Consider the following 13,741-nt stretch of genomic DNA (forward strand, 5'->3'; position numbering starts at 1 on the left):
ACCCAATAAAAAGTTCTCTGTGTTTTCCAGAGAACTTTTTGCTTTTAAATCTCACCAATAATGGATTTTTTTATGGTAAATTCGTCCAACGCATAAAGAGACAGTTCCGTCCCATACCCCGAATTCTTTCTGCCGCCAAAAGGCATCCGCCAGTCCGACCGGAAAATCTGGTTGATGGCTACACTTCCGCTTTCAAGGTTTTCTGCAAAGTACATCGCTCTTTTTCTGTCTTTGGTGTACACGGCGTTTGCCAGTCCAAACATCGTATCATTCGCGATTTTTAGGGCATCATCATCATCTTTTGCTTTAAAAACCATTCCGAGCGGCCCGAAAAGTTCTTCCTGAAGTACGGGATTTCCTTCATTCATTTCTATTAAACCAGGTTCAAAAGCCATATTTCCAACAGCGGTTAACGGAAGCAAAATTTCTGCACCGCTTTTGAGGGCTTTTTTATACTGTTTTTCTAAATCCGAAGCCAGATCTTCGCGCGCCATGAGTCCGAGTTTCGTTTCCTTATCCAGCGGATTTTCAGGCTGGAACTTTTTATATTCTGCAATAAATTTCTCCAGAAATTCTTTATAAATTTTTGAATGAATGATGAAGCGTTTCCCGGCAACACACGTTTGCCCGCAATTCTGAAGCCTGGCTTGCGCGGCATCTTTTGCTGCAGTATCCAATTCGGCATCTTCCAAAACGATAAACGCGTCGCTTCCACCTAACTCCAGGACGCATTTTTTAAGGTTTCTTCCGGCAGTTTCGGCGATCTTCCTTCCGGCACCTTCGCTGCCCGTTAACGAAACTCCTTTGATGACCGGGTTCGCAATCATTTCTTCAACCTCATCGTGCGATACTTTGAGGTGAGTAAAAATACCTTTCGGGAAACCCACTTCCACAAAAAGTTTCTCCATGGTATCGCCACTTTTATAGCAGATCGAAGCGTGCTTCAGCACAATTACATTTCCGGCAAGGATTGCAGGAACCGCAAATCTCAGTGCCTGCCAAAACGGAAAATTCCACGGCATAATCCCGAGTATAACACCCATTGGTTCGCGGTGGATTTCTGAAATTTCATGTCCGGTTTCTACCTGCTCAGGTTTCAACACGTTTGCTGCTTTGGCATAGAAATCACACATTCCGGCGCATTTCTCAATTTCGGAAACCGACTGCGCAATCGGCTTATTCATTTCTTTGGTGATGATTTCTGCAAAGACTTCTTTTTTTTCCAATAAAGTTTTTGAAAGTTTGCTCAAAAGTTCCTGCCATTCCGCAAAAGGAACGTTTTTCCATTTTTTAAATGTTTTATCTGATTCTAAAAGTTGAGTCTCTATTGATTTTTTCATAATTGTAAAATTAACAAAAAAAGCACCCTTTTTGGAATGCTTGCAATTTATTGCGTCTTTACAAGTCATTTGACAAAACTATGATTCACGATAATGGTTCATAAACCATTCATTGACAAGGCTTGCGGCCAGTCTGGCAGTCCGTTCACCAATGTCGTAAACTGGGTTTACTTCCGCAACGTCCATGGCAACCAACTTTTCATTCTTAAGGATATGCCTAAAAAAATGCGTAAAAACCGTATCGGCAAAGAGCCCGTTGTATGCCAGCGCAGAAACTCCCGGCGCGATTGACGCATTGAAAACATCCATACAGACCGTAAGGTACATCACATCGACCTCAGCAAAAAGTTCATCAATCCTTTGGTAAACCGAAGGCAGATTTTCAAAGAAAAGTTCGTCGGCCAGAATGTATTTCATGCCGTAGCGATGCGCCGTATCAAACAGTTTCAAAGTATTTGAATTTCGCTGGATTCCGATATGCAGCGAGTAAATTTGTCCATCCTGCGCAATTTGCCAGAAACCGGTTCCGGAGGAGGCTCCAACTCCAATTTCGGGCTCACGGTTATCGAAATGGGCATCGAGATTGATAATTCCAATTTTCTGATTGGGAAAAGCTTTTTTAATGCCTGAATAATGCGCAAAAGTAACCTCGTGCCCGCCACCCAACACCACCGACTTTCCACCTTTACCTAAAATACCAGTTACTTTATCCGCCAACTCCTGTTGAGCGTTTTCCAGATTCTGATTCGCACAATAGACATTTCCAAAATCCCTTAAGATAAAATCGGGAAATACTACCGGGAAATTGGACATGTTTTTTCGGATAATGTCCGGAGCATCCTTTGCCCCGACTCTTCCTTTGTTTCTCTTAACACCTTCATCTACGGCGAAACCGTGCAAAACGAAATCTTTAGGTGAAATATTTTTATCAAAACTAATTCTTTGGAAAACTCGGTGGTGTAAAGCCTCATCCCCATCGAATCTTCCGCTCCAAATATTTTTATAATCTTCCATAAGATTTTTCTCCATTAATATAAACTGCTTCCGGCGCCAAAGTACCCTGTTTGTACAGCACATTCTGGAAATTATTGGTTTTATAAGTTACAAAATCGGCTTTCCTGCCAGGTGCTAAAATCCCGCGGTCTTCCAAACCTAAAGCATATGCCGAACGGAAAGTAATTCCCGCCAGAATTTCTGCCGTAGAAAGTTTCTCATATGTTGCCAAAATGCTGGCCTGTGTCATCAGGTTTCCCATAGGCGCCGAGCCCGGATTCCAGTCGCTGGCAATTGCCAAAATAGCTCCAGCATCCAAAAGTTTTCTCGCCGGAGTGAAAGGTTCGCCTAAACCTAAACTCGCTCCCGGAAGGGCAACGGCAACAGTGTCTGATTGCGCTAAAATTTCAATATCTTCGTCAACGGTCGCTTCCAGATGGTCTGCAGATTTGGCACCAACTTCGACAGCCACTCTCGAACTGCCCGGCGTAAACTGATCTGCATGAACTGTAATTTCGAAACCTAAATCTTTGGCTTTAAGCAGAAAATCTTTACTTTCCCCGGGTTGAAAGGCAGATTTTTCAATGAAAATATCAACTCTTTTGGCTAAATTTTCTGCTTTAACTTTTGGTAAAATCTCATTTAAAATATAATCAAGATATTCCTGACCGGAACCCTCCAAATCTCTTGGCTTCATATGCGCTGCCAGACAGGTCGCGATGATTGTCGCGCTGGTTTTTTCCTTTGCTTTCTGAATGACTCTCAACATTTTAAGCTCTTGAGCAGCATTTAACCCATATCCCGATTTTATTTCAATCGTGGTTATCCCCAATGATATTAAATAATCAATTCTTTCCAGCAAAGTATTCAATAATTCTTCTTCTGAAGCATTTCTGGTATGCTCTACGGAACTCCAGATGCCACCGCCGGCCGCCGCGATTTCGAGGTAGGTTTTGCCGGCATTCCGCATCGCAAAATCATTGGCGCGGTTTCCACCGAAACAGATATGGGTATGGCAGTCGGTAAAAGCGGGTAAAACCACGTGTTCCTCTTTCATACGGATGACTTGAGATTCCTGGCCATTGTTCATCAAGACCGATTCCAGCTCCTCAAAATTTCCGATTTTCTCAATCTTATCTTCGTGAAATAAAATACCGCCGTCTTGGATGATCTCCAGTTGGTCATCTGAAAGTTTTCCGCGTAAAGGCAGGTTTGCGAGGGTGACAATTTGCTTGAAAGGTCCGATTAGTTTCATAGTTTGAGGTTGGAGTTAAGGGTGAGTTTAAGCATAACAACTGCTCAAAATGCCTTTGGGTTATGCTAACAAAATTAACTTAATTCCGCAGATTAAGCAAACCGTCTGTTTCTTCGCTTTACCTTTGCGCCAACATCTACCTTTTATTATCTTTGACAAAAGAACACCGATTAAATGCCTGATTTTTTACACCCAGATAAGGAGAATTACTCCGATGATGAGCTGATGCAGGAAGAAAAAATCCGCCCGCAAAGTTTTGATGATTTTGCCGGACAACGAAAAACGCTGGATAATCTTGAAGTTTTTGTTGCGGCCGCCAAAAAAAGGGGAAATGCGCTGGACCATACCCTTCTGCACGGGCCACCGGGATTGGGAAAAACAACTTTAGCCCACATCATCGCCAATGAACTGGGCGTGAACTGCAAGGTCACTTCGGGGCCGGTTTTGGATAAACCCGGAAGTTTAGCAGGCTTGCTCACGAATCTGGAAGAAAACGATGTGCTCTTCATCGATGAAATCCACCGGCTTTCCCCGATTGTGGAAGAATACCTTTATTCTGCGATGGAAGATTACAAGATCGACATCATGCTGGAAACAGGGCCCAACGCACGTTCGGTACAGATCGGTTTGAATCCTTTTACTTTAGTGGGTGCGACAACCCGCAGCGGAATGCTGACCAAACCGATGCTCGCCAGGTTCGGAATACAAAGCAGACTGGAATACTACACGGTCGAATTGCTTTCTACGATTATCCAAAGAAGTGCCAGGGTTTTAGGCGTGAAAATCTACGAGGATGCAGCTATTGAAATCGCCCGAAGAAGCCGCGGAACCCCGAGAATCGCCAATGCACTGTTGAGGAGAGTCCGCGATTTTGCAGAAATAAAAGGCAACGGCGAGATTGAAATCAACATCACGAAATTTGCTTTAAACTCTTTAAACGTCGACGAGTTCGGGCTCGATGAAATGGACAATAAAATCATGCGGGTGATGATTGAAAATTTCCGGGGAAGACCTGTGGGAATTTCGGCGCTGGCAACGTCTATCGGCGAAAATCCCGAAACGCTGGAAGAAGTTTACGAACCGTTTTTGATTCAGGAAGGTTTTATCATACGGACTCCGCGAGGAAGAGAAGTGACAGAGAAAGCGTATCAGCATTTGGGGATTTCGAGGCCGCGGAATCCTGGGGAACTGTTTTAGAGGGGTTAGTGGTTAGTGGTTGAGTGGTTGAGTAGTTTAGTGGTTGAGTGGTTGAGTTTTTTAGTTGGGCAGTAAAGTGAGATTGATGCTTTTTTTACATGCTCTACACCGCGTGAGGGATGGTAAGGGCGCGACCGAAGGGAGCGGTGCGCAGTGAAACGGAGCACCGAAACGAAGTGAAGCCCTGAACAGCCCGGCCCGAACGAGGGAACGGAGGCGCGCAGCGCCGGAGTGACCGAGTGAGGGACACGCCCAAAAAACCGTTCTCACAATCGTATCTTTAAGAAATTTTATTAATTTTATTGAAAATATTCGATATGAAACTCTACCCCATACAGTGCGGAAACTTTAAACTGGACGGCGGCGCGATGTTCGGCGTGGTACCAAAATCTTTGTGGCAGAAGACCAATCCGGCAGACGAAAAAAATCTCATCGAAATGGGAATGCGCTCCCTGCTCATCGAAGACGGCAAAAAACTGATCCTGATTGACTGCGGGCTCGGACAAAAACAGGATGAGAAATTTTTCGGCCATTATTCGCTTTACGGCGATGACTCGCTGGAGAAAAATCTTTCCAGGTATGGTTTTGTAAAAGACGATATCACCGATGTTTTCCTGACGCACCTGCATTTTGACCATTGCGGCGGCGCGATTGAATGGAATGACGACCGAACGGGTTACAGGCCGGCTTTCAGAAATGCCCAGTTCTGGACGAATGAAAACCACTGGCAATGGGCGACAGAGCCTAATCCGAGGGAAAAAGCAAGTTTTCTGAAAGAAAATATCTTCCCGATGCAGGAAAGCGGCCAGCTGAACTTTGTTCCTTTGCCGACAACAGGCAATTACGGCTTTGCACCGGACCTGAAAATGGATATAATTTTCGTGGACGGCCATACTGAAAAACAGATGCTTCCGGTCATTCAGTACCAGGAGAAAACGATTGTTTTTGCGGCGGATTTAATTCCAACCGCGGGACACGTTCCGCTGGTGTATGTGATGGGCTACGACACGCGCCCGCTGCTGACGATGGAAGAAAAAGAAAAATTCCTGAAACAGTGCGTGGACAATGAATATCTGCTGTTCCTGGAACACGATGCGCACCACGAACTTGCGAGCGTGAAAATGACAGAGAAAGGCGTAAAACTGGATGATACTTTCAGTTTTAATGAAGTTTTTGGGTATTAAGATGGGAAGCAGAAGGCGGAAGATGGAGTTGTACGGCCGCTGCAGGTTTAGCGAATTTTGACTTCTGGCAAAATTATTATCTTTGAGGCATTAATTAATCAAAATTATGGACACAACAGAAGGCGGGACGACATCGCCTGAGCCCGAACCGAGGATCATCGGTCTCACCGGAGGAATCGGCTCCGGAAAATCAACAGTTGCAAAATTTATCGAGGATATGGGGTTTCCGGTATATTACTCGGATATCCGCGCCAAAGAAATCGTAAACGACAACGAGATCCTCAAATCAAAAATTGTGGAACTTCTGGGCTCCGAAGCTTACAATGAAAACGGCAATTACAACCGTAAATATGTAGCAAGCCTGGTTTTTGGGAATGATGAACTTTTACAAAAACTCAATCAAACGATTCATCCTGCAGTACGGGCAGATTTTGAAAACTGGGTAAGCCGACAGAGTTCTGAATTTGTTTTTAAGGAAACCGCACTGCTTTTCGAGTTGGGTTTAGATAAGGAATGTCATCAGTCTATCCTGGTGACGGCGGAGGACAATCTGCGGATCAAGCGTGTGATGGACCGCGACGGAAAAACCTACCGCGAAGTGGAAACCATAATGGACAAGCAAATGCCGGAAAAAGACAAAATCCGGAAAACCGTTTTCATCATTTACAATAATGACGGGCTTGCAGAGCTCCGTACAGAAACAGAAAAGGTAATCAACAAATTAATAAGGCAGGAAGAAACTGCATAAAAAACCTCCATAACGGAGGCTTTTTTGTTTATTTCTTTATGATTTTAATTGCTTTCTGTCCCGTAACCGTCAGCAAGTACGTTGCAGGCAGCAGCGCAGACAGGTCAATTTTATTCAGCATTATTTCCCCAGACCTGATCAGCCTTCCGGACATATCATAAACTTTGTACGGGGTACCGTTATCAATTTCAGTCGTGTAGATATAATCGGTAAACGGATTTGGGTAAGCAATTACTTGATCCTGATAAAATAACGGGGTATTGCTGATAACAACTCTATAATCTTCAACTTCACCAAAGGCAAACTTTTCGCACGGCAACGGGATTGACGGTTCTGCTTTTAAAGAAACCCTCATTCGTACTCCACCCGGATCAAGAAAAGCGGTGGCTGGAACTGTAAATGTTCCCACGACTTCTGACGCTGTTGTATTTGCTTCAGCCAAAATCTGTTCAGTGGACGAAAAAACCCCGTCTCCATTATAGTCAATCCACGCAGCGACACTTACAGGCGCTGGATCGCCCATCCATTTCGGCGTTACACGAATGCTGTAAGTTTTCTGATTTTGATTCAGATAAATAAAATTTTGATTTAAATCTGAAAAATCCGAATAAGTAGATGCACCCGAACCATTTTCAAACCGGTCCACTTCTACTTTTTGAATAAATTCGTTAGTTCCGCTGGTTGACGATGATGCGCAGTTAATTTCAAAAAGTGTAGTAAAAGAAAAATTAGCGGTGTAAGCGGATACGGACGCAGAGCAGGAACTTTTAACCCTGAATTCATAAGTTGTCCCCGGTTCCAGATTGGTAAGCGTAACAGAATTTGTTTTTAGTTCCATTACCGAGAAAGCCGGATCATCCGCTTTTTTATATTCAAAAAAATAAGAATTTATCGCTGGGATGGCTTCCCAGGAAACCGTGGCTCCGGTATAATTTATATTTGAAATTTTGATGTTCTGAGGAACGGCTGCAGTACAGGAAGATTCAAGGACAACATTGGCTTTCGGCGAAACTGCATAAAAAACATTCCCCAAAGCCTCTACCCTAAACTGTAAATTTGATTGCCCAACTAAAGAAACCGGAACAACAACAGTTTCAGAGCCATCATTGGGCGTGCTGGCTGCCAAGTCTGCCCAAGCAGCACCATTATCAACTGTGTAGCTAATTTTCACATTAGCAACATTATACGGCGCTGCATTGGTGTTTGCCACATCCCAAGTGAGTTTGGTAGCTGCGCCGCCGTAGATGTTTTCGCCGCTTACAATATTTATTTTAAAAGGTCCATCACTTCCAACAGCGATTTTTTGGTTGGCAAAACTTGTTTGCTGCTGCTCCTTAACCGGATGATTATCCCGTACCGTGACTCTGTAGTTGCTGGTTCTCGCTACATTTGATACACTTTCCCAATCGCTTTGGCTGGTTAAAATTCCGGCCATGACCAATGAAAATTTAGGAAAATATCTCGTTGGATTACTTACAGGCGGCAAAGACCTGAAAAGTGCTCCGGTCACATTGCTTCCCGTAGTAGTGATTATGGGTGAAGCAGCATCATCAACCTGTTCCCAAGTGTAGGTGAGTGGATCGTTTTCCGCATCGGTGGCATTAGCTGTAAGCACAAACGCTGTGGACCTTGGGACAGTATAATCCGGCATCGCTGAAATAACGGGCGGACTGTTGGCGATGGCCGTTTCCACATCGCAGGTTTTTGATATTAAATTATTTTGAATCTGTGAAATGCTGAATCCATGGAAATAAGGATCGGTATTCTTCTGCACATCCGCAGAGGTAATTCCAGCATATCCCATCAGCGTGGAACCAGAACCCGGCTCGATATTGGAACCGTAACTTTCAAGCTGGTGCGAAAATGTATGCGTCGCTCCAAGCTGGTGCCCGATCTCGTGAGTGACATAATCGACATTGAAAACGTCACCAAACGGCTTGCCATCGGCCGGTGAAGTGTAGGCACTGCCTTTGTAACTGGTAGGATATCCGTTGCCGTCTACACTCAAATCGTTGGTACAGATACAGCCGATGCACCTCGCATTACCGCCGCCACCGCTTGCCCCAAAAAGATGTCCTATATCGAAATTATCATCACCCACGCTGTTGTGCAGCGTGTTCATCAGTTCCGTGGACCAGATACCTGTGACTCCCGTAGAAGCCGCTGAATACGGATCAGTTTCCGGATCGGTAAAGATAATCTGCGGCAAATCCTGAAGAATAAGCCTTGTTGCCACGTCCCTTTCAAGAATTCCATTAACGGTGGTCAGTGTGGCGTTAATGGCTGCAATAGCCTGCGGAACGCCGCCAAAATAGTTGGTGTATTCGGCAGTTGTGGAAATTGCGAGTCTCAGAGTTCGGAATTTTCTGTCGGAAGTTGCCGCAAAATTTGTGCTTTCGAGTTTTGCCGTCTTATTACCGGAAAATAAATTATTAAGCTGTTGCTTGGAAAGAACCGATTCATTCGTGGAGCAGACAAAAGGTTTCCCGGAACCGGTTTTTGAAGTTTTGGGATAAACGCCAAAGACAGTCTTCGACTGATCTACAGGCTCGATAAATTCGTACTGCCCGTCTTTAATCACCATTGACTGGAAATCTTTTCCCGAAATACTGAAACGGATATATTTTCCGGGATCATCTATCCCAACGCCAACATAAGAACCCAAGTCATATCTTTCTGCCAAAGAAGGAACGACCACCGGCGCACTGTAAACCGCGAAACGCTCTACAGAACCTTCCAAAGTCGGAACTTGAATTTCAACCGGTTTTGCATTTCTACCGGTTTCAGAGGCATTTTTTAGTTTGGCTTTTAATTGAGAAACATCGAGGGAGTAAAATTTCTTTACATTTATCTCCTGACGCATTTTCGCTGTGCTGGTTGCAACAGGATTCCACTGCGCAAATGAAACGCCGAAAACAAAAACGAAAAGGAAACTGATCAACTGTTGATTCACTTACTGGCTTTTAGTTGCAAAATTAATTTATTCCGTTGAATGGTTTAATTATTATATACTTTGTTGAGGCTCCTTTCTCTTAAACATAGAAACAAGGTATCCCGCATAAACACCGGCCAGAAATAACCTCAGAATACTGATTCATAAATTTTTAATGTTTAGACGTTCCGTTCCGTAAATAATTAAAATAAATTATATCCCAGCCGAAAAAAGACGAAATATGGATCGCAAAAAGTCTTAGAAAAGCACTTATAATCCGGTGCAAAAACCTAAATTTATAAAACTGCTACAGCGGCATCACAGTTACAAAACCTTAAAACAGCACAGACATTTTTGATAATTTCATTTAATTAAAACCGATAAGCAATGTTCCATGCAAATCCCATATTGAACTTAGCCGACGCACGCCCAAAACCAGGCACGATCATGGGCTTTATATCCTCCTGTTTTTTGGTGTAAACCAAATATTTAGGCTGCACATTCACATCGATATAGAAATTGCTGCCGAAAAGCTGAACTCTGCCGCCAATTCCCGCTTCCAACCAGTACGATGACTGCGTAGAACCCGGAAAACTCAGATAAGAATCACCGCCCTGCTGCCCACGCACCGGAACCTGCATATATTCCTGATTATAAAATGCCGCTCCGATTTTTGGCCCGGCGTAGAAACCGTTGAGCTCATTCTCAGGATCTTTCATCAGCATATAAAATCCGCCGGCTTTCACAAACAAACCGCTGGCTTTGGCATCGTAACCGTTCTTTTGGTAAACATTGCTTTCAAAACCAAGATCAGCCACGGCATGAAGGTCTTTTTTAATTTTAGAAGAAACAAATCCCTGAAAGACTTTTCGTTTGGAGAATACCCCCAAACCAGCATTCAGCACATCAAAGCCCACCATGAAATTCGGTTCGTATTTCGGTTTTGTGATTACCGAATCTGAATCCTGTGCAGAAAACACCGAAAACAGAAAACTAAAAAATAAGGTATAAATGCGTAGGGTTTTCATTGATGATTTCGGTTTTAATTTGTTCGCTCGATGTCACTGGATTTGGCGTAACCAAAGTAGCAGAAACGTCTTTGTAAAGTTTTTTGAAACCACAGGCCGGCGATACGTATTGCGACTCCGATGTGTAATTGATCCTGATTTTTGATTTCGGACCTTTTTCTTCTGTTTGAATGAAAATATCCGTGTAGAGATTATTGTCAACCCGCAAAGGAATCAGCACCGAATCTACTGCGGTTGTGCTCAGAACCGTTTTTTCGCCTTCACCATAATCTACGCCTACAATCAGTTTATTAAGCTTCAAAAGTTTGTTGTTTTGGCTTTCTTTAAATTTCATTTTCAGTCTTGGTGTCGCCTCGCCGCTTACGCAGATGTCATCATCAGAATTACAGCTGACAGCCAATATTAAAGTGATTAACAGTAACCGGAAATTTTTCATATTGTTTAAAATTATTCCTGTGATTATAACCACAGGAATTAGATTTTAGTATTCAGAATTAAATTTTAGGATCCAGTGCTTTTTGAATTCTATAACTCAGATCATCGTAATGGTAGCGGTTCATCTGATCAGATGAAGCGGCTTTCTGTTGCAGTTCAGCCTGCAAATCTCTCAGTGTACCGCGCACAACTGCCTGAACATCAGAATTTTCAGAAACTGAAAGTGACATTCCTCTGCCAGTAACCGCAGGTGCAGTCGGTTTTGGGGCAAGTAAGGCAACCATATCGTTAATGTAATTCCTTTGTAAATTCCTTCTGTAAATATCAGGATTTGAGCCCACGAAAATAACGTTTTTCAAATCGTCCATATATTCGAAAAGCTGGTAAGCATTGGGCTCAACCGACTGCGAAACATACATTTTCTGAAGAACCATCGGGCTCAAAATCCTGCTGAGAACACCATTCTGTAAATTTTCAACCACCTGAACCGGTGATTTTGTTGTTTTGTCGAAAACATCCTTTTTAAGCAACCAGGTCGGTGTTTCAAAAATATTTCTGTTTAAGAAATCGAGCGCTCTTTTCTGCTCAGTTTTTGAAACCACCTCATAAACTACACCTGACTGATCGGTTGTTTTCGGCGTTTCCATCTCACCGCCGATATATTTTGAAACGTGGCCTAAATATCTCGCAAACTGCGTGGTAACCTGATCATACATTGTGGAGTAATCGTCGTAGTTTTCATTTGGCCGTTCTGTCCATTTATCAAGGTGATCTACAATCCTCTGAAGGTTTTTGATGCCGTAATTTCCGGCAAGCATCGCATCGTCACCAATTTGCTCGCTTTGGGAACGGGGATCGAACGGATTGCTTTCCGTACCGAACCAGAGGCGTGGGTTTTCAAGTTTGTTGATGACCCACTTATTGAGATGAGCCTTTTCAGCTTCCGGCGAACTGTCCTGCGGGAATCTTCTGTAGCCCCACTCAATCGCCCAGTGGTCGTAATCGCCGATTCGGGGCATCATTCCACTGTCAGGGATCTTATCTTCCGGTTGCGCAACGTAATTGAAACGTGCATAATCCATTATTGACGGCGTATGCCCGTTTTTCTCGAGCCATTTTTTATCTCTTAATTTTTCCACAGGAACTGTTGAGCTGGAGCCGAAATTATGCCTTAAACCAAGCGTATGCCCCACTTCGTGTGAGGAAACAAACCGGATAAGTTCGCCCATCAGCTTTTCATCAAATTCCATTTTTCTTGCTCTGGGATCGCTTGGCGAAGCCTGGATGAAATACCAGTTTCTCAAAAGATTCATCACATTATGGTACCAGTTGATATGGCTTTCAAGAATTTCACCAGTTCGTGGATCTGCGATTGACGGTCCGGACGCATTAGGCACATCGGACGGTTTGTAAACGATTGCTGAGAATCTGGCGTCTTCAAGGCTCCATTCAGGATCGTCTTTGGCGTTTGGGATTTTAGCATAAATTGCATTTTTGAAACCTGCTTTTTCAAAAGCGGACTTCCAGTCATCCACGCCCTGCATCAGGTACGGAACCCATTTTTTTGGTGTTGCCGGATCTATATAAAAAACAATCGGTTTTGCAGGTTCTACCAGTTCGCCGCGCTTATATTTTTCTAAATCCTGTGGCTTTGGCTCCAGCCTCCATCTTTTGATCACTGATACTTTTTTTACGCCTTGAGGATCAAGGTCGAAATCGGTATAACCTACAGTAAAATATCCCACGCGAGGATCATAATACCGCGCCTGCATTTTATTTTCAGGAAGAAGAACCAGGGACGAGTTGATTTCCACAGTATAATTTCCGCTGACTTCCGGTTTTTCTACGCCCGGCGGAAACGTCACATTACCAAGCGTTTTGGCAAATGTTTTTGTGGTATTGATTTCAAGGTTATTCGGAAAGGATTTAATGAAATTTACAAAGGATTTATCTTTCTGAAATGCGCCGACTTTGAAACTTTTCTTGTAACCGGCTTCAAAGGAAACCAGTTCATTATCAGCATTTACAAAATCTGAAACCTCTATGACCGAAGATTTTTTGTCATCGTTGTACGCTTTGATGTCAAAAACCTGCACAATTGCCTGCGTATTGTTCCGCATCACAGAATTGTACATTTCCGATTTCGAATCAGCAGCATAATCGTCGTAGGAAATAGACCGTATGAAAATCTTGTCCTGAGGGCCTTTCTCGAAAACCACTACACTTTGAGAAATCTGGTCTCCTGCATAACCGATGAATCCCGAGCGCATCCCTGCGGCCGCTTTCGTAAGCCTGCTCACAACCAGAAAATCTTTTTTCAGAACGCTGTCCGGAATTTCAAAATAGTATTTATCCTCAACCTTATGAACGGTAATTACGCCCTGGTCGCTCACCGTTTTTGCGGTGATGATTTCTTTATAAGGCTTAATCTTTTCAGGCTTTTTGTCTTTTGCAGCAGCGTCTGGAGTTTTCGCTTTTACAGTATCTGTTTTTGATTTTTCAGTCTGCGCAAAAGCGCTCGGCGAAGCTACAGCAAGCACCAGTACCGCCATCAGAGTATTAAGTTTCTTCATATCACAGGTAAATTTTGTTTAAAGATAACAAAAAAACCTGTTTTTCGACATTTACA

At 43.5% G+C, this 13,741-nt stretch carries 10 protein-coding genes; 3 read left to right on the forward strand and 7 right to left on the reverse strand.

What is annotated here, in order from left to right; all coding sequences use genetic code 11:
* Window positions 1-44: 44 nt before the first annotated feature.
* From CKV81_RS06185 to hutI, 3 genes are all read right to left on the reverse strand, one after another.
* Window positions 45-1,340: an aldehyde dehydrogenase family protein gene (locus CKV81_RS06185; protein ID WP_095074312.1), complete on the reverse strand. Its 1,296-nt coding sequence runs from the start codon at window positions 1,338-1,340 to the stop codon at window positions 45-47.
* Between the two features lie 78 nt (window positions 1,341-1,418).
* The gene (gene hutG / locus CKV81_RS06190) at window positions 1,419-2,369 is read right to left on the reverse strand and encodes a formimidoylglutamase (RefSeq protein ID WP_258454580.1); all 951 of its coding nucleotides are present in this window, start codon (window positions 2,367-2,369) and stop codon (window positions 1,419-1,421) included.
* Window positions 2,341-3,588, reverse strand: coding sequence for an imidazolonepropionase (hutI, locus tag CKV81_RS06195; RefSeq protein WP_095071502.1), 1,248 nt, complete (start codon window positions 3,586-3,588; stop codon window positions 2,341-2,343). Before hutI ends, hutG begins: the two co-directional genes overlap by 29 nt.
* Window positions 3,589-3,762: 174 nt before the next feature.
* On the opposite strand from hutI, the gene ruvB reads away from it, so the two are divergent.
* The 3 genes from ruvB (at window position 3,763) to coaE (ending at window position 6,717) form a co-directional block, all read left to right on the forward strand.
* On the forward strand, window positions 3,763-4,785 hold the full coding sequence (gene ruvB / locus CKV81_RS06200; protein WP_095071504.1) for a Holliday junction branch migration DNA helicase RuvB: 1,023 nt from the start codon (window positions 3,763-3,765) through the stop codon (window positions 4,783-4,785).
* Window positions 4,786-5,102: 317 nt separating this feature from the next.
* On the forward strand, window positions 5,103-5,969 hold the full coding sequence (locus CKV81_RS06205) for an MBL fold metallo-hydrolase (protein ID WP_095071506.1): 867 nt from the start codon (window positions 5,103-5,105) through the stop codon (window positions 5,967-5,969).
* Window positions 5,970-6,075: 106 nt separating this feature from the next.
* Complete coding sequence (gene coaE / locus CKV81_RS06210; protein ID WP_095071509.1) at window positions 6,076-6,717, forward strand: dephospho-CoA kinase; 642 nt, start codon at window positions 6,076-6,078, stop codon at window positions 6,715-6,717.
* 28 nt (window positions 6,718-6,745) lie between these two features.
* On the opposite strand, the gene CKV81_RS06215 is transcribed toward coaE, so the two are convergent.
* The 4 genes from CKV81_RS06215 to CKV81_RS06230 all read right to left on the reverse strand — a co-directional run bounded on the left by CKV81_RS06215 (window position 6,746) and on the right by CKV81_RS06230 (window position 13,685).
* Window positions 6,746-9,670, reverse strand: a complete 2,925-nt coding sequence (locus tag CKV81_RS06215) for a reprolysin-like metallopeptidase (protein ID WP_095071511.1) — start codon at window positions 9,668-9,670, stop codon at window positions 6,746-6,748.
* A 350-nt stretch (window positions 9,671-10,020) separates the two neighbouring features.
* Window positions 10,021-10,677, reverse strand: a complete 657-nt coding sequence (locus CKV81_RS06220; RefSeq protein WP_095071513.1) for a DUF6048 family protein — start codon at window positions 10,675-10,677, stop codon at window positions 10,021-10,023.
* Window positions 10,643-11,113 (reverse strand): DUF6452 family protein, encoded by a 471-nt coding sequence (locus CKV81_RS06225; RefSeq protein ID WP_095071515.1) that lies wholly within the window; start codon window positions 11,111-11,113, stop codon window positions 10,643-10,645. The genes CKV81_RS06220 and CKV81_RS06225 overlap by 35 nt, the downstream gene beginning before the upstream one ends.
* A 58-nt stretch (window positions 11,114-11,171) precedes the next feature.
* Window positions 11,172-13,685 carry a zinc-dependent metalloprotease gene (locus tag CKV81_RS06230; protein ID WP_095071517.1) on the reverse strand — a complete coding sequence of 838 codons (2,514 nt, stop codon included), beginning with the start codon at window positions 13,683-13,685 and terminating at the stop codon, window positions 11,172-11,174.
* Window positions 13,686-13,741: the final 56 nt, after the last annotated feature.

The organism is Chryseobacterium taklimakanense (assembly GCF_900187185.1).
Classification (GTDB): Bacteria; Bacteroidota; Bacteroidia; order Flavobacteriales; family Weeksellaceae; genus Planobacterium; species Planobacterium taklimakanense.

Excerpts from the sequence above, each read along its gene's own strand:
- CKV81_RS06220 (WP_095071513.1), bottom strand. The coding sequence starts at position 10,677 with ATGAAAACCCTACGCATTTATACCTTATTTTTTAGTTTTCTGTTTTCG.
- hutI (WP_095071502.1), bottom strand. The coding sequence starts at position 3,588 with ATGAAACTAATCGGACCTTTCAAGCAAATTGTCACCCTCGCAAACCTG.
- CKV81_RS06225 (WP_095071515.1), bottom strand. The coding sequence starts at position 11,113 with ATGAAAAATTTCCGGTTACTGTTAATCACTTTAATATTGGCTGTCAGC.
- CKV81_RS06205 (WP_095071506.1), top strand. The coding sequence starts at position 5,103 with ATGAAACTCTACCCCATACAGTGCGGAAACTTTAAACTGGACGGCGGC.
- ruvB (WP_095071504.1), top strand. The coding sequence starts at position 3,763 with ATGCCTGATTTTTTACACCCAGATAAGGAGAATTACTCCGATGATGAG.
- coaE (WP_095071509.1), top strand. The coding sequence starts at position 6,076 with ATGGACACAACAGAAGGCGGGACGACATCGCCTGAGCCCGAACCGAGG.
- CKV81_RS06185 (WP_095074312.1), bottom strand. The coding sequence starts at position 1,340 with ATGAAAAAATCAATAGAGACTCAACTTTTAGAATCAGATAAAACATTT.
- CKV81_RS06230 (WP_095071517.1), bottom strand. The coding sequence starts at position 13,685 with ATGAAGAAACTTAATACTCTGATGGCGGTACTGGTGCTTGCTGTAGCT.
- hutG (WP_258454580.1), bottom strand. The coding sequence starts at position 2,369 with ATGGAGAAAAATCTTATGGAAGATTATAAAAATATTTGGAGCGGAAGA.